This window comes from Cumulibacter manganitolerans, assembly GCF_009602465.1.
GTDB lineage: Bacteria > Actinomycetota > Actinomycetes > Mycobacteriales > Antricoccaceae > Cumulibacter > Cumulibacter manganitolerans.
The window spans coordinates 67,014-85,902 of the sequence record NZ_WBKP01000009.1 but is presented as its reverse complement, the minus strand read 5'-3'; the positions used below and the strand labels follow the sequence as shown (position 1 = coordinate 85,902).

Here is an 18,889-nt window from a genome sequence, read left to right as displayed (position 1 = left end):
CTCGATGAAGATCCTGTTCGTCACCGAGTCGTGGCCGCCGGCCATGAACGGGGTGGCCACCTCCAGCGTCCGGCTGGTCGAGGAGCTCCGCGGCCGCAGTCACCGGATCCGGGTCGTCGCACCGCTCACCTCCGACTCGCCGGGGGAGGAGCTGCACGCGGCGAAGGCGCTGCGCGTCGGCCCCACGCAGGAGTACACCGTCGGCCGCCTCGGGGCGCGGTGCGTGCGGATGATCGAGCACTGGCGCCCCGACCTCGTGCACGTCGCCTCGCCGCTCAGCGTCGGCTACAGCGCCCTGCGCGCCGCGCGCCGCCAGGCGATCCCCGCGATCGCCGCCTACATGACGGACTTCACCGCGTTCTCGGCGCAGGCGATGCACCGGCTGCCCGGGGCGCAGCTGACGTCGCGGATGGCCGGCCGGGTGCAGCAGGCGCTGCACTCGATGGCCACCATCAACATCGCCTGCTCGCAGTACGCGCTGGGCACGCTGCGCGGCTGGCGTGCGCCGGTTCCGCGCGAGTGGCTGCGGGCGATCGACACCGCGCGGTTCACCCCCGCGGCCCGCACCCAGCGCCTCACGACGTCCGCCACCGGCACGGTCACCATCGGGTACGCCGGCCGGCTGGCCGGTGAGAAGGAGCTCGACCTGCTCATCGCGCTGCGCGGGATCCCCGGCGCCCGGCTGAAGGTCATCGGCGACGGCCCGGCCCGCGGGCGCCTCGAGCGGCTGCTGCCCGAGGCGGAGTTCACCGGCAGGCTCCGCGGCCCGACGTACCCGGAGGCCGTGGCGTCGCTCGACCTGTTCGTGCACCCCGGCCGCGGCGAGACGCTCTCGCAGGTGGTGCTCGAGGCACTGTCGTCGGGCGTCCCGTGCATCGTCCCGGACGCCGGCTCCGGGAGCACCGAGCTGGTGGCTCCGGGCCTGTCCGGCCGGCACTTCGCCGGCGGTGACGGCGGCTCGCTGCGCGCCGCCGCGCTGGCCGAGCTCGCCTCCCCCGGCCGGGCGCCGGGCGAGATCGCCGCCACGGTCGCGCACCGTACCTGGGACTCCAGCATGAGCTCGCTGCTCGCGTCGTACGACGAGGCGCTCGGTGCACGCTGAGGAACTCCGGGTGCTGCGGCTGGCCAACTTCGTCTCGCCGACCAGCGGCGGCATCCGCACCGTGCTGCGGCGGGTGTCGCTGGCGCAGGCCGCGCTCGGCGTGCGCAGCGTCGTCGTGGTGCCCGGCCCGGACGCCGGCATCGAGGCGATACCCGGGGTGCTGGACGTCGGGACGCTCCCCGGCGTCCGCCTCGTCGCCGGCCAGTCGTACCGGCTGATGCTCGAGCGGGGCGCCGTCCGCGCGCTGCTCGACGACGTACGCCCCGACGTGGTCGAGATCCACGACCAGCTCACCTTGGCGTGGCTGGGTCCGGAGTGCCGGAGCCGGGGGATCCGCGCGATCCTCGTCGCGCACGAGCGGCTCGACCTGCTGGCGGCGTTCTGGTCGCGGGTGCCGCGGGCCGCCGGGTCCATTACGCGATGGCTGCGCCGGATCGGGGACGGCGTCGACGCGGTCGTCGCGCCGAGCCGGTTCGCCGCCGCGCCGTACGCCGACGCCGGCATCGAGGTCCGGGTGATCCCATGGGGCGTCGACCACGAGACCTTCCGGCCCGCTTCGCGGGCGCCCCGGCGGGACGGCGCGCTCCGGCTGGTGCACGCCGGACGGCTGTCGGCCGAGAAGGACCCGCTGCTGAGCGCCCGCACCGCCGAGCGGCTGGCGGACGCCGGCCTGCCGGTCGAGCTGCTCGTGATCGGCTCGGGTCCCGAGGCGGCGACGATCGCGCGCCATCGGGGCACCCGGTCGGCCGGCTTCGTGGACGGTCCGCCCCGGATGGCCGAGCTGCTCGGCGCAGCCGACGTCTTCCTCGCCCCGGGACCGTTCGAGACCTTCGGCGTCAGCGCGCTCGAGGCGATGGCGTGCGGGCTGCCTGTGGTGTGCCGCCGGTCGGGGTCGATCAGCGAGATCCCGTCCACCGTCCCGGCGGAGGGCACGCCGGAGGGCTTCGCCGAGGCGGCGCTCCGGGTCTCCGGCGACGTCGGCGCCCGCACCCGGTCGGTGGCCGCGGCCCGCCAGTACACCTGGGAGCGTGCCGCCGGCGAGCTGCTGGCGCAATACCGGGCATGAGACCCGAACGGATCGTCGTCCACGGGGTCGGCGACTCCCTGACAGCCGCGATCGCCGACGTGTGGACGAACCAGCGCCTGGTGCCGTGGCACGAGATCCTCGTCGACCTTCTCCCGCGGACCGGCGTCGAGGTCACCCTCGCGTCGCGGCTCGCGCGCAGCGGCGCCACGTCGGCGGAGATCCTCGCCGAACAGCTCGCGGTGGCGGACGTCGCGGACGGCGACCTGGTCTGTCTGTGGGTCGGCGGCAACGACGTCCTGCGGGCGGGCTACGGAATCTCCGACAGCCGGGCGGCGATCGAGGGCCTCTTCGCCGCGGTCCGCGAGCGCGGCGGCGTGCCGTTGACGATGGAACTGCCGCGGATCTCCGCGGTGCTGCCGGGACCGGCGTGGGCGATGCGGGCGTGGGACCGGCAGGGGGCCCTGATCAACGAGCTGACCGCGGCGCTCTCCCCGGCGGCCGGCGGCGTCCACCTGACGTGGCCGGGCCCGCGGGTCACCGGGCCCGACGGGACCCACCTGTCGCAGGCCGGGCACTTCGAGTACGCCGCGAGGTACGCCGCGGCGCTCGCCGCGCGGTGGGGCGTGCCGGCGCCGGTGCCCGACGTCCCGGCCGGTCTCCCACGGTTCGGCCCGCGAGACCGGCGGCGCTGGTACGTCCGGCACGGCTGGCGGTGGCTGGCGCGGCGGCGCATCGACCGGCGCCGCCGCGCGTGACCGGCCACGTGGACCGTCAGCTGCAGCTCAAGGTGCCTACCTGTGCAGCGTCTGGCGTGCACAACCGGGCACCTCGTCAGCGAAGGGCGGTCGACTCGCCGGGCGGCAGCAGCCGCAGGACGCCGCTCAGCGAGGCGTCCTCGAACGCCGCGCGCACCGCCTCGGAGTCCTGGGTGAAGTGCGCCCAGCCGTCGGTGTGTGCCGGTACGACGATCGGGGCGCCGAGGATGCCGGCGGCCTGCGCCGACTGCGCGGCGGTGAGCGTCAGGTAGGCATCCAGCAACGGGGTGCGCGCCGCACCGACGAAGAGGATCGCGGCGTCGATCGGCCCCAGGTGATGGGTGATCTCGGCGACGGCCCGCAGCGACGCGTTGTCGCCGCTGACGTAGACCCGCGGCTGGTCCGGTGCCTGCAGCACGAAGCCGGTGACCGGGCCGACCAGGCCCTCCGTGCCGTCGGGGCCGTGGATCGCCGGTACCCAGGTCACGTGCACCGGTCCGGCCGGCGCGTCGAGGTCCATGCCGCGCCACGGCGCCAGGCCGGTCGCCGTACCGCCGAGGCGCTCGGCCGCGGCCGGCGTGGTCAGCACCTGCCCCGCCTCGGCGAGCGCGGCCCGGCCCGCGGTGTCGAGGTTGTCGGGGTGCTGGTCGTGCGAGAGCAGGACGACGTCGATCCGTCCGAGCTCGTCCAGACGGCGCGCAGGACCGGCCGTCTTCGTCAGCGTCCGCTGCCCGATGGGGTAGTCGCCGGGCTCGTCGAACGTCGGGTCGACGAGGATCCGCAGCCCGGCGTACTCGATCAGCACGGTCGGGCCGCCGATGAGCTGCACGGTGGGGTCGGTGGAGGTCATCGCCCCAGTGTTGTCGACGTCCGCTCGCGGGGCTAGATCCCCATCGACTTGGCGATGATGGTCTTCATGATCTCCGACGTGCCGCCGTAGATCCGGCTCACCCGGGCGTCGGTGTACAGCCGCGCGATGGGGTACTCCAGCATGTAGCCGAAGCCGCCGAACAGCTGCAGGCAGCGGTCCACGACCTCGCCCTGCAGCTCGGTGCAGAACAGCTTGCACTTCGCCGCGTCGACCGGGGTGAGCTTGCCGTCCTCGTGCAGCAGCACGGCCCGGTCGACCATCGCGCGGGCGGCCTCGACCTTGGCCTCCAGCGCGGCCAGCTCGAACTTGGTGTTCTGGAAGGACGCCAGCGCCTGGCCGAACACCTGACGATCCTTGACGTAGTCGACGGTGTAGCGCAGCGCCGCCTCGCACGCGACGACGGCGCCCGAGGCGATCGACAGCCGTTCCTGGGGCAGGTTGTTGCCGAGGTAGGAGAACGCCTCGCCCTCCTCGCCGAGCACGTTGGCGACCGGCACGTGCACGTCGGTGAACGACAGCTCGACGGTGTCCTGCAGCGGCAGGCCGATCTTGTTCAGCAGCCGGCCCTTCTCGAAGCCGGGCATGCCGTCCTCGACGACTAGCAGGCTCAGGCCCTTGCGCCGGTTGTCCGGGCTGGACGACGTCCGGGCCACGACGATCACGAGGTCGGCGTTCGCGCCGCCGGTGATGAACGTCTTCGCGCCGTTGAGCACCCAGTGGTCACCGTCCAGCCGGGCGGTGGTCTTCATCCCGGCGAGGTCGGAGCCGGTGCCGGGCTCGGTCATCGCGATCGACAGCATGCCCTTGCCCTCGGCGATCCGCGGGAGCCAGCGCTGCTTCTGCTCGTCGTCGGCGTACGCCAGGATGTAGGCGAGGCAGACGTCGGAGTGCACCCGCATGCCGCCGAGGTGGCCGCCGACGCGGGCGGTCTCCTCGGAGATGATCTGGTTGTAGCGGTAGCCGACCGGGCCCGAGCCGCCGTACTCCTCGGGCACGTTGAGCCCCATCAGGCCGATCTCGGCCGCCTTCTCGAACAGCGACTTGGGGACCATCTTCTGCGCCAGCCACTCCTCCTGGTGGGGAGCGACCTCCTTCTCCATGAAGGCGCGGACCATGCCGCGGAAGTCCTCGTGCTCCTGCTCGTAGAGATTGCGCTCCATGCCTGCTTCCTCACCTGACCGTCGTATCAACTCCCGATAATCTTCGCACTACTAACTATCTGCGTCCACCGGACGTGAGCGACGACCCACCGCGCCCGGCGGTTGGCGAATCGCCGTCCGCCGCCTAGCGTGTGCCTAACCCGCCACCCGACCGAGAGGGCCATGCCATGAGCGCAGTACACGGAGAGTCCGACGCCCGGTTCGCGGCGGTGCGCGAGGCGCTCGCCGAGCGGCTCGACAGCGGCGAGGAGCTCGGCGCGAGCATCGCCGTCGACCTCGACGGCCGGCCGGTGGTCGACATCTGGGGTGGCTGGGCGGACGCCGCGATGACCCGCCCGTGGGAGCGCGACACCATCGTCAACGTGTGGTCCACGACGAAGACCGTCACCAACCTGGCCGCGCTGGTGTGCGTCGAGCGCGGCCTGCTGGACCCCTACGAGAAGGTGGCGACGTACTGGCCGGAGTTCGCCGCCAACGGCAAGGACGCCGTCGAGGTCCGGCACTTCCTGTCGCACACCTCCGGCGTGTCCGGCTGGGAGGCGCCGTACACCACGGAGCAGATGCTCGACACCCCCAGCGCCACCGCCGCGCTCGCTCGGCAGGCGCCGTGGTGGACGCCGGGGTCGGCGTCCGGCTACCACGCGCTCAACCAGGGCCATCTGGTCGGTGAGGTGGTACGGCGGGTGTCCGGCAAGACGCTGAGCCGGTTCGTCGCCGAGGAGATCGCGGGCCCGCTGGGCGCCGACTTCCAGATCGGCGCCGCCGAGAAGGACTGGCCGCGGATCGCTCCGGTGATCGCGCCGCCGCCGCTGCCCATCGACCTCGGCGCGGTGGATCCGGACAGCCCCATGGTCAAGACGTTCACCGGACCGCCCGTGGACGCGAACGCCGCCAACACCGACGCGTGGCGCCGGTCGGAGGTCGGCGCCGCCAACGGGCACGGCAACGCCCGCTCGGTGGCGACGATGCTGCGCGTCCTCTCGCTCGGCGGTGCGGCCGGCGGCGTGCGGCTGCTGTCGCCGGAGACCATCGACGTGATCTTCGACGAGCAGAGCCACGGCGTGGACCTGGTGCTCGGCGTCTCGCTGCGGTTCGGCATCGGCTACGCGCTGCCGGAGACCGAGACGCTGCCCTACGCGCCGCAGGGCAGGGCCTGCTACTGGGGCGGCTGGGGAGGATCGGTGATCATCATGGATCTCGACCGGCGCCTGACGATCAGCTACATGATGAACAAGATGGCGCCGGGCATCATCGGCTCGGACCGCTCCGAGGCCTACGTCGACGCGATCTACTCGGCGCTCTGAGACGGGCGGTGCGAGGATGGATCGCATGGCATCTGACGAGCACAGCAAGGGTGGTGTGTACTCCGTGCCGGGCAAGGAGTTCACCCGCGACACGAAGTACATCGACGACCGCATCACCGCCGATGGCTCCAGCGGCTGGCCGGTCGAGGCGGGGCGCTACCGGCTCGTCGCGGCGCGGGCCTGCCCGTGGGCCAACCGCACGCTGATCGTGCGGCGCCTGCTCGGCCTGGAGGACGCGATCAGCGTCGGGCTGCCGGGGCCGACGCACGACGCCGACTCGTGGACCTTCGACCTCGACCCCGGCGGCGTGGACCCGGTCCTGGGCATCCCGCGGATCAAGGACGCCTACCTCAAGCGATTCCCCGACTACCAGAAGGGCATCACCGTCCCGGCGATCGTCGACATCCCCAGCGGCGAGGTGGTCACCAACGACTTCCCGCAGATCACCCTCGACTTCTCCAGCCAGTGGCGCCGGTTCCACCGCGACGGCGCGCCGGACCTGTACCCCGAGCGGCTGCGCGACGAGATGGACGACGTCATGCAGCGGGTCTACACCGAGGTCAACAACGGCGTCTACCGGTGCGGCTTCGCCGGGTCGCAGGAGGCCTACGACGCGGCGTACGACCGGCTGTTCGTCGCCCTCGACTGGCTCGAGGAGCTGCTGACCGACCGCCGGTACCTGATGGGCGAGCAGATCACCGAGGCCGACGTGCGGCTGTTCACCACCCTCGCCCGGTTCGACCCGGTCTACCACGGGCATTTCAAGACCAACCGCAACAAGCTCACCGAGATGCCGGCGTTGTGGGGATACGCGCGCGACCTGTACCAGACGCCCGGGTTCGGCGACACGATCGACTTCCAGCAGATCAAGGCGCACTACTACGTCGTCCACAAGGACATCAACCCGAGCGGGATCATCCCCAAGGGACCCGACCTCAGCGGCTGGCTGACCGCGCACGGGCGCGAGCAGCTCGGCGGCCGGCCGTTCGGCGACGGGACCCCGCCTCCTCCGGTGCGCGCGGACGAGCAGCCGCCGAGCTGGGTGCACTGAGGCGCCGCGGCCGGCCCGGCGGCGGCGCCGGTCAGAGGTGGTTCAGGATGTCGTTGACCCGCTCCTTGGCGTCGCCGAACAGCATCCGGCTGTTGTCCTTGAAGAACAGCGGGTTCTGCACGCCGGCGTAGCCGGCCGCCATCGACCGCTTGAAGACGATGACGTCGCGGGCGTGCCACACCTCCAGCACGGGCATGCCGGCGATCGGGCTGCCGGGCTCCTCCATGGCGGCCGGGTTGACGGTGTCGTTCGCGCCGATGACCAGGACGACGTCGGTGTCGGGGAAGTCCTCGTTGATCTCGTCCATCTCCAGGACGACGTCGTAGGGCACCTTGGCCTCGGCCAGCAGCACGTTCATGTGCCCGGGCAGCCGCCCGGCCACCGGGTGGATGCCGAAGCGGACGTCGACGCCGCGCGCGCGGAGCTTCTCGGTGAGCGCCGCGACGGGGTACTGCGCCTGCGCGACGGCCATCCCGTAGCCGGGCGTGATGACGACCGACTTGGCGTCCTTGAGCAGCTCGGCGGCATCCTCGGCGGTGATCTCGCGATGCTCGCCGTAGTCGCGGGCCTCGCCGGACACGGCGCCGTCGGAGCCGAAGCCGCCGGCGATGACGGACACGAACGACCGGTTCATCGCCTTGCACATGATGTAGGACAGGATCGCACCGGACGAGCCGACCAGCGCGCCGGTGATGATCAGCAGGTCGTTGCCGAGCATGAAGCCGGCGGCGGCCGCCGCCCAGCCGGAGTAGCTGTTCAGCATGGAGACCACGACCGGCATGTCGCCGCCACCGATCGCCGCCACGAGATGGAAGCCGAGCAGCAGCGCGAGGACGGTCATCGCCAGCAGCGGGATCAGCGCGGTCGGCGTACCGCCCAGGTCGCTCTTGTCGAGCATGAACCACACCAGCAGCGCGGCCGACGCGATGAGGATCGCGAGGTTGAGCAGGTGCCGGCCGGGCAGCATCAGCGGCGAGGACTTCATCTTCGCGCTGAGCTTCAGGTAGGCCACGATCGAGCCGGTGAAGGTGACCGCGCCGATGAACACACCGAGGAACACCTCGACGGAGTGGATGGTGGCCAGGGAGTCGGACGCCGTGTGGTCGGCCTGCAGGAACGAGTTGTAGCCGACCAGCACGGCCGCGAGACCGACGAAGCTGTGCAGCATCGCCACCAGCTCGGGCATGCCGGTCATCTCGACCGTGCGGGCCCGCCACGCGCCGATCACCGCGCCGATCAGGATGGCGACGAGGATGAGGGCGATCGTCACGGCGGCCGGCCGCTGCGAGTCACGTACGGCGAGGATGATCGTCGCGACGATGGCCAGCGCCATGCCCACCATGCCGGCGATGTTGCCGCGCTTCGCGGTCTCGTGCTTCGACAGCCCGGCCAACGCGAAGATGAACAGCACGGCGGCGATGATGTAGGCCGCGGTGACCAGCCCGGCCAGGCGGAGATCGGTCGTGGTGGCGTCGGTGGCGCTCGCCAGGAGCGGGGAGGTCATCGCGTCAGTCCTTCCGGAACATCTTGAGCATGCGCAGGGTCACGAGGAAGCCGCCGAAGATGTTGATGCTCGCGACCAGGACGGCGAGGACGGCGATGATCGTGACGGCGAGGTTGTCGCTGCCCACCTGGAGCAGGCCGCCGACCAGGATGATGCCGGAGATCGCGTTCGTCTCGCTCATCAGGGGCGTGTGCAGGGCGTGGGTGACGTTGCTGATCACGTAGTAGCCGACGAAGATCGCCAGCGCGAAGACGGTGAAGTGCCCGAGGAAGGACGCCGGGCTGAACGTCGCCACCAGCGCGAACAGCACCGCGGCGAGGCCGGCGGCGTAGAGCCGCCGGCGCGGGTCCTTCGGCTTCGGCGGCGGCGCGGTCGCGACCGCAGCTGCCTTCGTCGCGGCCGGCGCCGCCGACACCTGGACCGGCGGCGGCGGCCACATGCCCTCGCCGTCGCGGACGGCCGTGATGCCGCGCTGCACGACGTCGTCCAGGTCGAGGGTGAGCACGCCGTCCTTGCCGGGGGTCAGCAGCTTGAGCAGGTTGACGATGTTCGTGCCGTAGAGCTGCGAGGTCTGCGCCGCGAGCCGGCCGGCCAGATCGGTGTAGCCGATGATGGTGACCTGGTTGTCGGTGACGTACTTCTCGCCCGGGCGGGTCAGCTCGCAGTTGCCGCCGTTGGCGGCCGCCATGTCGACGATCACCGAGCCGGGGGCCATCGCCGCGACGGTGGCGGCGGTGATCAGCCGCGGGGCCGGACGCCCCGGGATCAGCGCCGTGGTGATGACGATGTCGGCGCCGCGCGCCTCGGCGTCGTACATGTCGGCGGTGAGCTGCTCCTGCTCCGCCGTGAGCTCCTTGGCGTAGCCGTCGCTGCTGACCTCCTGCTGGAGGTCGACGGTAACGAACTGCGCGCCCATCGACTCGACCTGCTCGGCGACCTCGGGCCGGACGTCGAACGCCCGCACGATCGCGCCCATGCTGCCGGCCGCGCCGATCGCGGCCAGCCCGGCGACGCCGGCGCCGACGACGAAGACCTTCGCCGGCGGGACCTTGCCGGCAGCGGTGACCTGGCCGGTGAACTGCCGCTTGAACTCGTGCGCCGCCTCGACGACCGCGCGGTAGCCGGCGACGTTGGCCATCGACGACAGCACGTCCATCGACTGCGCCCGCGAGATGCGGGGGACGGCGTCCATCGCGAGCGCCGTGACGCCGGCGCCCTGCAGCTTCTCGAGCAGCTCGGGGCTGCGCGCGGGCGCCATCAGCGAGATGACCGTCTGGCCGCGGTGCAGCCGCGCGATCTCCTCGTCGGTCGGGGCGTTGACCTTGACCAGGACGTCGCTGCCCCAGACGTCGTCCGCGGTGCCGAGCGCCGCGCCGGCCTCGGCATACGCCTCGTCGGGCTGGTCGGCCAGGGCTCCGGCCTCGTGCTCGACGGTGACGTCGTAGCCGAGACCGATCAGCTGCCCCACCGTCTTGGCCGTCGCCGCCACGAGGGTCTCGTCGCCGGCTTCCCTGGGCACGCCAATGCGCATGAGCAGGCCTTTCTCTGCGTGTCCGAGCGACGCCCGGCCGTGCGGCCGGGCGGTGTGATCATCCATTCGACCAGGCGCCGAGGGTCTCGGCCAGCCCGTCCCAAATCTAGTGCCGCCGTAACCGGACGACGAGGGCGCGGTGATCGCTGCCCCCGACGTCCCGGACGGCGCTGCCGACCGGGCTCCACCGTGCCGGATCGGCCAGCACGTGGTCGATCGGCGCCCCCAGCAGGCGCGGGGCGCCGGCCGGCCAGGTCCCGACGCCGCCCGAGCGGACGCTGCCGTCCACGCACCGCGTCGCGCGCAGCGGCGCGTGGTCGACCGTCGCGTTGAAGTCACCGGCCACGACCGCGCCGTCGGTCCGGTCGCAGATCGCGGTCACCAGCGCGAGCTCGCGACGCCACGCCGCCGTCCGCTCACCGACCGGCGAGACCACGTGGACGGCGTACAGCACCGGCCCGGGGCCGTCGAGAGGCCGCGCGCCGACCATGCCGTACTCGAGGTCCGGGCCGTCGATCCGCTCGTACTCGCCGAGGCCGGCGCTGATCAGCAGCGCGGTCGGGCCGGAGCCGCCCGGGCGGCCCTCGCCCATGAGCACCGTGAAGCCCGGACCGGCAGCGGCGGCGATGCGGTGCGCCGCCGCGGCGGTGGTCTCCGGCAGCACCACGGCGTCCGGCCGCACGTCGTCGATCAGGGCGCTGACCCGGGCGTCGCCCGCCGCGCCGCCCCAGGTGTTGAACGCCAGCACGTCGAGATCGCCGGCGCGCTTGTCGGCCGGCAGGGCCGCGGCCGCCGTGACGCCGCGGCCGATCACCACCGCGCCGTGCACGCCGGCCGCGGCGAGCAATGCCAGGATCGCCGCTGTGAGCCGCACCGGCCGGTCCACGCCGCGGTGATGCACCAGCAGCGCGGCGCCGCCCAGGACCCCGGCGAGCGCGAGGAGGCCCAGCGCCAGCCAGCCGCGCAGCGCGATGAGCTGCGCGAACGGCTGGTAGGTCGAGACGCCGACGAGGGCGGGATCGCCGGTCACCACCAGCGCCACGACGAGCAGGCCGAGCACCGCCCAGCCGACCCGGTTGCCTCGCACGCGGCCATTCTGCCCGGCGCCTCCGAACCGCCGCCTGATAGACAGGGCCCATGCGGCGATACGTGATCATCGGCACCGGGGCCATCGGCGGCACGATCGGCGGCCGCCTCGCCGAGCACGGGGTGCCGGTGGCGTGGGTCTCGCGCGGCGAGCACGCCGCGGTGCTCGCCCGCGACGGGCTCACCCTGCGCACGCCGCGGGCCACCTACCAGGTCTGCGCGCCGGTGTGGACCGCTCCGGAGGAGGCGGACCTCGGCCCGGGCGACGTCCTGGTGCTCGCCACGAAGCTGCACCAGGCGGGCGCGGCCCTCGCGGCCTGGGCCGACGCGACGGTGCGCGACGAGCACGGGGTGGTCGGCACCGCGGGCGAGACGCTGCCGGTCGTCACCGCCACCAACGGCCTCGCCGGCGAGGACCTCGCGCTGCGCTACTTCGCGCGGGTGTACGCCGCCGCGGTGTGGTGCCCCGCCACCCACGTCCGCCCGGGGGAGGTCGTGGCGCGCTACGACGGCGACTCGGGCATCTTCTTCCTCGGCCGCTACCCGCGCGCGCAGCCCGCGGACGCGCTCGCCCGCGCCATCGCCGACGACTGGTCGGGAGCCGGGCTGCGGGTGCCGCTGCCGGACGACGTCATGGCCTGGAAGCGCCGCAAGCTGGTGGCGAACATGGGCAACGCCGTCGACGCGCTCATCGTGCCGGGCGACGGCGCCGCCGCGCTGACGCGGGCCTGCCGGAAGGAGGCCGAGGCGGCGCTCGCCGCGTCGGGGGAGCCGGTCGTCTCCTCGGCCAAGGAGAAGGCGCTGGGCGCGAGCGCGCCCCGGACGGCCGCCGTCGACGGCGCACCGGAGGAGGTCGGCTCGTCGACGTTCCAGTCGCTCGCCCGCCGCACCGGCACCATCGAGACCGACTACCTCAACGGAGAGATCGTCCGGCTGGGCCGCCTGCACGGCGTACCGACGCCGGTCAACGCGGCGCTGGCGTCGCTGGCCCGGGTGGCCGCCGCCTCGGGCGCCGCGCCCCGCTCGATCCCGGCGGCGGACGTCGAGGCGGTGCTGCGCCGTACCGCTGCGTACCGTGAGCAGAGCTCGCGAGAGGAGATCCGAGGATGAGAGACCACGAGTTCGGCTTCCGGACCAAGGCCCTGCACGCCGGTGGTACCCCCGACCCGTTCACCGGGGCCCGCGCGGTGCCGATCTACCAGTCCACGTCCTTCGTCTTCGAGGACGCCGAGGACGCGGCGAGCCTGTTCGCGCTGCAGAAGTACGGCAACATCTACTCGCGCATCTCCAACCCGACCGTCGCGGCGTTCGAGGAGCGGGTCGCAGCGCTCGAGGGCGGCATCGGCGCGGTCGCCGCGGCGACCGGCATGTCGGCGGAGTTCCTCGTCGTCAGCTCGCTGTGCGAGGCCGGCGACCACCTGGTCGCGGCCGCCCAGCTGTACGGCGGCACCGTCACCCTGCTCGACGTCACCATGCGGCGGCTGGGCATCGACACGACGTTCGTGCCCGGCACCGACCCGGCCGACTACGAGGCGGCCATCACCGAGCGCACCCGCGCGGTGTACGCCGAGTCGATCGCCAACCCGTCGGGGGATATCGCCGACATCGCCGGGCTGGCCGAGGTCGCGCACCGGCACGGCCTGCCGCTGATCGTCGACTCCACGATGGCGACGCCGTACCTGCTGCGGCCGCTGGAGCACGGCGCCGACATCGTCGTGCACTCCGCGACCAAGTTCCTCGGCGGCCACGGCACGACCCTCGGCGGCGTCGTCGTCGAGTCCGGCCGCTTCGACTGGGCGAACGGGAAGTTCCCGCGGATGACCGAGCCGGTCCCGTCGTACGGCGGCCTGGAGTGGTGGGGCAACTTCGGCGAGTACGCGTTCCTGACCCGGCTGCGCAGCGAGCAGCTGCGCGACGTCGGCCCGGCCCTTCCGGCGCACTCGGCGTTCATGCTGCTGCAGGGCGTCGAGACGTTGCCGCAGCGGATGGACGAGCACGTCGCGAACGCCCGGCGCGTCGCCGAGTGGCTCGACGCCGACCCGCGCATCGCGTACGTCAACTACGCCGGCCTGCCGTCGCACCCGCACCACGAGCGGGCCGGCAAGTACCTGCCCAAGGGCCCGGGCGCGGTGTTCGCGTTCGGCGTCGAGGGCGGCCGCGAGACCGGCCAGCGGTTCATCGCGGCGCTGCAGGTCGCCTCGCACCTGGCCAACGTCGGCGACTCGCGGACCCTCGTGCTGCACCCGGCGTCCACTACCCACCGGCAGCTCAGCGACGAGCAGCTCGTCGCGGCCGGCGTCCCCGACGACCTGATCCGCATCTCGGTCGGGCTGGAGGACATCGAGGACATACTCTGGGACCTGGACCAGGCATTGACCGCGGCGATCGGAGAGCAGTGATGACGCGACCGGCTCGCACCTGGCAGGGCCCGTCGGCCCCCGAACGGCTGAACCTGCTGCGCACGGCGAAGTCGATCGCCATCGTCGGCGCCTCGAACAAGCCCTCCCGCGCGTCGTACTTCGTGGCGACCTACCTGCTCGCGACGCACGAGTACGACGTGTACTTCGTCAACCCCTCGCTCAAGGAGGTGCACGGGCATCCGGTGTACCCGTCGCTGCGCGAGCTGCCGGTGGTGCCGGACATCGTCGACGTGTTCCGCAAGCAGAGCGACATCCCCGAGGTCCTCGACGACGCGATCGAGGTCGGCGCGAAGACCCTATGGCTGCAGCTGGGGCTGTGGGACGAGGAGTCCACGCGCCGCGCGGAGGCGGCCGGGATGACGGTCGTGATGGACCGCTGCACGAAGATCGAGCACGCGCGCTTCCACGGCGGCCTGCACTTCGCGGGCTTCGACACCGGCGTCATCTCCAGCAAGCGCCAGCTCACCACCTAGCCCCCGTTGACTTGTGACGACTTCGGGCGACGTCGCCCGAAGTCGCCACAACACAACGGTTCTGGCGGGCTGCTCACTGGGCCGGCGTGAGGCGGACGACGCAGCGACCCGGCTCGACCTCGGGCTCGAGGTCGACGCCCCGTATCGCGTCCGGCCACCCGGCGACCGCGGCCTGCAGCAGCCCACGATGCAGCCGGCAGACGAGACGGTCGGGATCGGCGGCGAGCTCGACGAACGGGCAATGCCGCAGATCGATCCGCCGCTCGTCCACCTGCTCGGGGGCGAAGCCCAGCTGCCGAAGTCCGCTCGTCAGCGTGCTGCGGGCCGCGTCGGCGTCTGCCGGAACCGGGGCGTCGGCGCCGAGCCGTTCCCCCCACGCGAGCCCTGCCTCCTCCGCCGCCGCGGCGGCGTCCGGGCGAGTCCGCAGCTGCTCGAGCAGCGCCGCCGCGAGGCCGAGGTAGTTCCGCGGGCCGGTGCGGTCCCAGCCGGGTGCCGTGCGGAACAGCTGCGGCGGTCTGCCCCCTCGCGCCGTGGGGCGTCCCGTCGATCGTTCCACCGTGCCGGCGGCGACCAGGTTCTCCAGATGGAAGCGGACGGTGTTGCGGTGGATCCCCGCCAGAGCGGCGATCTGCGTGATGTCCAGCGCCCGGGACTGCTCCTGGAGCAGCCGCAGGATGCGGGCCCGACGGTCCCCGGCTCCGCCGGCATCTTCCCCGTCGCGGGTGGGTTGTGCCATAGTCATAGTTTATACAGCATCGAATTGGATAAACCTCCCTGAGGAGGTGCCCGTGACACTCGCACCCGATCGCCCGTTGGAGCTGACCCCGGTCGCCGTACCGCACCGAGCCAGACCCGGCTCGATGCTCGCCCGCGTGCTGGGCACGACCGATCACAAGATGATCGGGAAGATGTACTTCGGGACCGCGTTCGGGTTCTTCCTGATCGGCGGCCTCATGGCGATGCTGATGCGCGCCGAGCTGGCCTACCCGGGCTACCAGTTCCTCTCGCCGGAGCAGTACAACCAGCTGTTCACCAACCACGGCGCGATCATGCTGCTGATGTTCGCCACGCCGCTGTTCTTCGCGTTCGGCAACCTCGTCATGCCGCTGCACATCGGCGCTCCCGACGTCGCGTTCCCGAGGCTGAACGCGCTGTCGTACTGGTTCTACTCGCTCGGCTCGCTCGTCACCCTGTCCGCGTTCCTCACGCCCGCGGGCTCGGCCGACTTCGGGTGGTTCGCGTACACGCCGCTGTCGAACGCCGCGAACTCGCCGGGGGTCGGCCCGAGCCTGTGGATCGTCGGTCTGGCGATCTCCGGTCTCGGCACGATCCTCGGCGCGGTCAACTTCATCACCACGATCGTGTGCATGCGCGCGCCGGGGATGACCATGTTCCGGATGTCGATGTTCACCTGGAGCACGCTGGTCACCAGCCTCATGGTGCTCATCGCGTTCCCCATCCTCACCTCCGCGTTCCTGCTGCTGCTGTCCGACCGGCAACTCGGCTCGGTCGTGTTCGAGGCGGAGAACGGCGGCGCGATCCTCTGGCAGCACCTGTTCTGGTTCTTCGGCCACCCGGAGGTGTACATCGTCGCGCTGCCGTTCTTCGGCATCGTCTCGGAGGTCGTCCCGGTGTTCAGCCGCAAGCCGCTGTTCGGGTACAAGGGCATGGTGTTCGCGACGATCGCGATCGCCGTCCTGTCGATCGCGGTCTGGGCGCATCACATGTTCGCCACGGGCGCCGTCCTCCTGCCGTTCTTCTCCTTCATGTCGTTCCTCATCGCGATCCCCACCGGGCTGAAGATCTTCACCTGGCTGTTCACGATGTGGAAGGGCGCGCTGACCTTCGAGACACCGCTGCTGTTCGCGGTCGGGTTCATCGTCACGTTCACGTTCGGCGGCATCACCGGCGTCCTGCTCGCCTCGCCCCCGATCGACTTCCACGTCACCGACACCTACTTCGTCGTCGCGCACTTCCACTACGTGCTGTTCGGCACGATCGTGTTCTCGGCGTACTCCGGGGTGTACTTCTGGTTCCCCAAGTTCACCGGGCGGTTCCTCGACGAGCGGCTGGGCAAGTGGCACTTCTGGCTCACGTTCATCGGATTCCACGGCACCTTCCTCGTCCAGCACTACCTCGGCAACGAGGGGATGCCGCGTCGCTACGGCGACTACCTGCTCAGCGACGGCTTCGCCGGCCTCAACCAGCTCTCGACGGTGTTCGCGTTCGTGCTCGGGATGTCGGTGCTGCCGTTCATGTGGAACCTGTATCGCTCGTACCGGTACGGCGAGGTGACCACGGCGGACGACCCCTGGGGGTTCGGCAACTCGCTCGAGTGGGCGACGACCACGCCCCCGCCCCGGCACAACTTCCTCACGCTGCCCCGGATCCGGTCGTTGCGACCGGCGTTCGATCTGCACTACCCCCAGATGCGCGAGCGGCTCCGGCTGGAGGCGCACAGCGGGCGACGGCATCCCTAGCGCATCGGCGGCCGCCGCCGTTTCGTGGCACCGTAAGGGGCTGGGAGGTAGCTCATGGACTGGCGGTTCGACAACACGTACGCGCGGGAGCTGGACGGGTTCTACGTGCCCTGGGACCCGGCCGTCCCGCCGGCCCCCCGGCTCGTCGCGCTGAACACCGAGCTGGCCGCGGAGCTCGGGCTCGACCCCGGCGTCCTGGCCGGTGAGGAGGGCGTCGCGGCCCTGTCGGGCGCCGTCGTGCCCGAGGGTGCCACGCCGCTGGCGCAGGCGTACTCCGGTCATCAGTTCGGCCAGCTCAGCCCGATGCTCGGCGACGGGCGGGCGGTGCTGCTCGGCGAGATCGTCGACCGGCACGGCAACCGCCGCGACATCGCGTTCAAGGGCTCCGGGCGCACCCAGTTCTCCCGCGGTGGCGACGGCAAGGCGGTCCTCGGGCCGGTGCTGCGCGAGTACGTCGTCGGAGAGGCGATGCACGCCCTCGGCATCCCGACCACGCGGGCGCTCGCCGCGGCCACGACCGGCGAGCAGGTGCTCCGGGACGGCGGCGTCCAGCCCGGCGCGATCCTGACCCGCGTCGCGGCGTCCCACCTGCGGGTCGGCACGTTCCAGATGGCGGCGCACCACGGCACCGTGGAGCACGTCCGCAGGCTGGCCGACTACGCGATGGCGCGGCACTATCCCGAGGTGGCGCCCGGCGACTACGCCGGCTTCCTCAGCGCCGTCATCGCCCGCCAGGCCGAGCTGATCGCCTCGTGGATGAGCATCGGGTTCATCCACGGGGTGATGAACACCGACAACATGACCATCTCGGGCGAGACGATCGACTACGGGCCCTGCGCCTTCCTGGACGCGTACGACGAGGACCAGGTCTTCAGCTCGATCGACACCGGCGGACGCTACCGATACGGACAGCAGCCGCCGATCGCGTTGTGGAACCTCTCCCGGTTCGCCGAGACGCTCCTCGGCCTGCTCGCCGAGGACGGCGACGTCGACGCCGCGATCGCCGACGCGACGGAACGCGTGGAGGCGTTCGTTGCGGCGTACGACGCGGCACGGGCGGCGCGGTTGCGGGCCAAGCTCGGGCTGGCCGGCGCGGTCGAGTCCGACGGCGTGCTGATCGGCGACCTGCTGTCGATGATGGCGATGAACCGGCTGGACTTCACCTCCACCTTCCGGGGCCTGGCCCGCGTGCTGCGCGGCGAGCCGGACGACGTCCGCGAGCACGTGCTCGACCTCGCGGCGTACGACGCCTGGCAGGCGCGCTGGCGGCAACGGCTGGGGGAGACGGACCGGACCGCGACCGCCGCAGCCATGGACGCGGTCAACCCGGTGTACATCCCGCGCAACCATCTCGTCGAGGAGGCGCTCGCCGCGGCCGTGGACGGCGACCTGGCGCCCTTCGAACAGCTCCTCTCGGTGGTCCGCGAGCCGTTCACCGAACGTCCCGGGCTCGACCGCTACGCCGAGCCGGCGCCCGCCGAGTTCACCACCGGGTACGTCACCTACTGCGGCACCTGAGGCCGGGACTCCTCGGCGTCCGGGCGACGGCGGCCGAGGAAGGCCATCAGCGTCTCGGTCGGACCGGCGCCGGGCGGCGCCTCGACCTGCGGGCCGAACAAGCCGGGGGAGCGCAGCCGATCCGGCGGCAGGCTGTCGATGACCGACTGCACGTGCGCGAGCAGCTCCGGTGACAGCTCCAGCCGGCGGCCGCCGGCTGCGGCGAGGTCCCACGCGTGCACCGCGAGGTCCGCGGCCGGAAGGGCGAGCGCCGCGCCGAGCGGCATGGACCCGCGCGGCGTCTCGACCTGCTGGGCGGGGTCCGCCGCGATGACGCTGTCGGCCGCCTGGTCGGCGGTGTCACGCCACCGCTGCACGATCGGCGCGACGCCCTCACCGGTCACGGGATCGGCCGGTTCGCCGGTGTACTCCGCGCCGCTCATGCAGGCGATGGCCTTCTGCGTCGTGCCGGTGACATGCGCCAGCACGTCCAGGGCCGTCCAGCGCTCACAGGGCGACGCGGCCGACCAGCCGTCGTCCGACGTGGCCTCGACCTGCTCGCCGATCAGATCGAGCCCGGCGGTGAGAAGGGTGACTGAATCACTCACGACTGCCACCGTACGCGCCG

The 18,889-nt window shown here is 72.1% G+C and carries 17 protein-coding genes; 10 read left to right on the top strand and 7 right to left on the bottom strand.

The features are described from left to right. Nucleotides 1-4: 4 nt before the first annotated feature. The 3 genes from F8A92_RS05515 to F8A92_RS05505 are packed head-to-tail and all read left to right on the top strand — an operon-like array spanning nucleotide 5 to nucleotide 2,884. On the top strand, nucleotides 5-1,102 hold the full coding sequence (locus F8A92_RS05515) for a glycosyltransferase (RefSeq protein WP_194291372.1): 1,098 nt from the start codon (nucleotides 5-7) through the stop codon (nucleotides 1,100-1,102). Next, a complete protein-coding gene (locus F8A92_RS05510; RefSeq protein WP_153504124.1) occupies nucleotides 1,092-2,168 on the top strand; it encodes a glycosyltransferase in 1,077 nt (358 codons plus the stop codon). Before F8A92_RS05515 ends, F8A92_RS05510 begins: the two co-directional genes overlap by 11 nt. Further along, a complete protein-coding gene (locus F8A92_RS05505) occupies nucleotides 2,165-2,884 on the top strand; it encodes a GDSL-type esterase/lipase family protein (RefSeq protein WP_153504122.1) in 720 nt (239 codons plus the stop codon). The genes F8A92_RS05510 and F8A92_RS05505 overlap by 4 nt, the downstream gene beginning before the upstream one ends. Before the next feature lie 76 nt (nucleotides 2,885-2,960). On the opposite strand, the gene F8A92_RS05500 is transcribed toward F8A92_RS05505, so the two are convergent. Together F8A92_RS05500 and F8A92_RS05495 are read right to left on the bottom strand one after the other, a co-directional pair. Further along, entirely contained in the window at nucleotides 2,961-3,734 is a 774-nt protein-coding gene (locus tag F8A92_RS05500) for an MBL fold metallo-hydrolase (protein WP_153504120.1), read from the bottom strand. Between the two features lie 32 nt (nucleotides 3,735-3,766). Further along, nucleotides 3,767-4,915, bottom strand: coding sequence for an acyl-CoA dehydrogenase family protein (locus F8A92_RS05495; RefSeq protein ID WP_153504118.1), 1,149 nt, complete (start codon nucleotides 4,913-4,915; stop codon nucleotides 3,767-3,769). A gap of 167 nt (nucleotides 4,916-5,082) precedes the next feature. Between F8A92_RS05495 and F8A92_RS05490 the strand changes: the two genes are divergently transcribed. Beyond that, nucleotides 5,083-6,219, top strand: a complete 1,137-nt coding sequence (locus F8A92_RS05490; protein WP_153504117.1) for a serine hydrolase domain-containing protein — start codon at nucleotides 5,083-5,085, stop codon at nucleotides 6,217-6,219. 25 nt (nucleotides 6,220-6,244) lie between these two features. Continuing rightward, entirely contained in the window at nucleotides 6,245-7,270 is a 1,026-nt protein-coding gene (locus F8A92_RS05485; protein ID WP_228389232.1) for a glutathione S-transferase family protein, read from the top strand. 31 nt (nucleotides 7,271-7,301) lie between these two features. Here the strand turns inward: F8A92_RS05485 and pntB are convergent, their stop codons facing one another. From pntB to F8A92_RS05470, 3 genes are all read right to left on the bottom strand, one after another. After that, nucleotides 7,302-8,774, bottom strand: a complete 1,473-nt coding sequence (gene pntB / locus F8A92_RS05480; protein WP_153504113.1) for a Re/Si-specific NAD(P)(+) transhydrogenase subunit beta — start codon at nucleotides 8,772-8,774, stop codon at nucleotides 7,302-7,304. Between the two features lie 4 nt (nucleotides 8,775-8,778). Further along, complete coding sequence (locus F8A92_RS05475; protein ID WP_153504111.1) at nucleotides 8,779-10,305, bottom strand: Re/Si-specific NAD(P)(+) transhydrogenase subunit alpha; 1,527 nt, start codon at nucleotides 10,303-10,305, stop codon at nucleotides 8,779-8,781. Between the two features lie 106 nt (nucleotides 10,306-10,411). After that, the gene (locus F8A92_RS05470; RefSeq protein WP_194291371.1) at nucleotides 10,412-11,392 is read right to left on the bottom strand and encodes an endonuclease/exonuclease/phosphatase family protein; all 981 of its coding nucleotides are present in this window, start codon (nucleotides 11,390-11,392) and stop codon (nucleotides 10,412-10,414) included. Nucleotides 11,393-11,442: 50 nt separating this feature from the next. Between F8A92_RS05470 and F8A92_RS05465 the strand changes: the two genes are divergently transcribed. Genes F8A92_RS05465 through F8A92_RS05455 form a run of 3 tightly spaced genes read left to right on the top strand, consistent with a single transcriptional unit; the run spans nucleotide 11,443 to nucleotide 14,284 of the window. After that, nucleotides 11,443-12,501 (top strand): ketopantoate reductase family protein, encoded by a 1,059-nt coding sequence (locus tag F8A92_RS05465; RefSeq protein ID WP_153504107.1) that lies wholly within the window; start codon nucleotides 11,443-11,445, stop codon nucleotides 12,499-12,501. Next, nucleotides 12,498-13,790: an O-acetylhomoserine aminocarboxypropyltransferase/cysteine synthase family protein gene (locus tag F8A92_RS05460; RefSeq protein ID WP_153504105.1), complete on the top strand. Its 1,293-nt coding sequence runs from the start codon at nucleotides 12,498-12,500 to the stop codon at nucleotides 13,788-13,790. The genes F8A92_RS05465 and F8A92_RS05460 overlap by 4 nt, the downstream gene beginning before the upstream one ends. After that, nucleotides 13,790-14,284: a CoA-binding protein gene (locus tag F8A92_RS05455; RefSeq protein WP_153504103.1), complete on the top strand. Its 495-nt coding sequence runs from the start codon at nucleotides 13,790-13,792 to the stop codon at nucleotides 14,282-14,284. Before F8A92_RS05460 ends, F8A92_RS05455 begins: the two co-directional genes overlap by 1 nt. Before the next feature lie 73 nt (nucleotides 14,285-14,357). On the opposite strand, the gene F8A92_RS05450 is transcribed toward F8A92_RS05455, so the two are convergent. After that, nucleotides 14,358-15,020 (bottom strand): helix-turn-helix transcriptional regulator, encoded by a 663-nt coding sequence (locus F8A92_RS05450; RefSeq protein ID WP_194291370.1) that lies wholly within the window; start codon nucleotides 15,018-15,020, stop codon nucleotides 14,358-14,360. Nucleotides 15,021-15,072: 52 nt separating this feature from the next. Between F8A92_RS05450 and ctaD the strand changes: the two genes are divergently transcribed. Next, the gene (gene ctaD / locus F8A92_RS05445; protein WP_228389231.1) at nucleotides 15,073-16,764 is read left to right on the top strand and encodes an aa3-type cytochrome oxidase subunit I; all 1,692 of its coding nucleotides are present in this window, start codon (nucleotides 15,073-15,075) and stop codon (nucleotides 16,762-16,764) included. 54 nt (nucleotides 16,765-16,818) lie between these two features. Further along, on the top strand, nucleotides 16,819-18,282 hold the full coding sequence (locus tag F8A92_RS05440; RefSeq protein WP_153504099.1) for a protein adenylyltransferase SelO: 1,464 nt from the start codon (nucleotides 16,819-16,821) through the stop codon (nucleotides 18,280-18,282). On the opposite strand, the gene F8A92_RS05435 is transcribed toward F8A92_RS05440, so the two are convergent. After that, nucleotides 18,267-18,869, bottom strand: a complete 603-nt coding sequence (locus tag F8A92_RS05435) for a TIGR03086 family metal-binding protein (RefSeq protein WP_194291369.1) — start codon at nucleotides 18,867-18,869, stop codon at nucleotides 18,267-18,269. The two genes, F8A92_RS05440 and F8A92_RS05435, sit on opposite strands and share 16 nt — an antisense overlap. Nucleotides 18,870-18,889 lie beyond the last annotated feature (20 nt).

What these genes read in the sequence shown, in the direction of transcription:
- F8A92_RS05515 (WP_194291372.1), top strand. Translation starts at nt 5, where the DNA reads ATGAAGATCCTGTTCGTCACCGAGTCGTGGCCGCCGGCCATGAACGGG.
- F8A92_RS05505 (WP_153504122.1), top strand. Translation starts at nt 2,165, where the DNA reads ATGAGACCCGAACGGATCGTCGTCCACGGGGTCGGCGACTCCCTGACA.
- F8A92_RS05500 (WP_153504120.1), bottom strand. Translation starts at nt 3,734, where the DNA reads ATGACCTCCACCGACCCCACCGTGCAGCTCATCGGCGGCCCGACCGTG.
- F8A92_RS05495 (WP_153504118.1), bottom strand. Translation starts at nt 4,915, where the DNA reads ATGGAGCGCAATCTCTACGAGCAGGAGCACGAGGACTTCCGCGGCATG.
- F8A92_RS05490 (WP_153504117.1), top strand. Translation starts at nt 5,083, where the DNA reads ATGAGCGCAGTACACGGAGAGTCCGACGCCCGGTTCGCGGCGGTGCGC.
- F8A92_RS05485 (WP_228389232.1), top strand. Translation starts at nt 6,245, where the DNA reads ATGGCATCTGACGAGCACAGCAAGGGTGGTGTGTACTCCGTGCCGGGC.
- pntB (WP_153504113.1), bottom strand. Translation starts at nt 8,774, where the DNA reads ATGACCTCCCCGCTCCTGGCGAGCGCCACCGACGCCACCACGACCGAT.
- F8A92_RS05475 (WP_153504111.1), bottom strand. Translation starts at nt 10,305, where the DNA reads ATGCGCATTGGCGTGCCCAGGGAAGCCGGCGACGAGACCCTCGTGGCG.
- F8A92_RS05465 (WP_153504107.1), top strand. Translation starts at nt 11,443, where the DNA reads ATGCGGCGATACGTGATCATCGGCACCGGGGCCATCGGCGGCACGATC.
- F8A92_RS05460 (WP_153504105.1), top strand. Translation starts at nt 12,498, where the DNA reads ATGAGAGACCACGAGTTCGGCTTCCGGACCAAGGCCCTGCACGCCGGT.
- F8A92_RS05455 (WP_153504103.1), top strand. Translation starts at nt 13,790, where the DNA reads ATGACGCGACCGGCTCGCACCTGGCAGGGCCCGTCGGCCCCCGAACGG.
- F8A92_RS05450 (WP_194291370.1), bottom strand. Translation starts at nt 15,020, where the DNA reads ATGGCACAACCCACCCGCGACGGGGAAGATGCCGGCGGAGCCGGGGAC.
- F8A92_RS05440 (WP_153504099.1), top strand. Translation starts at nt 16,819, where the DNA reads ATGGACTGGCGGTTCGACAACACGTACGCGCGGGAGCTGGACGGGTTC.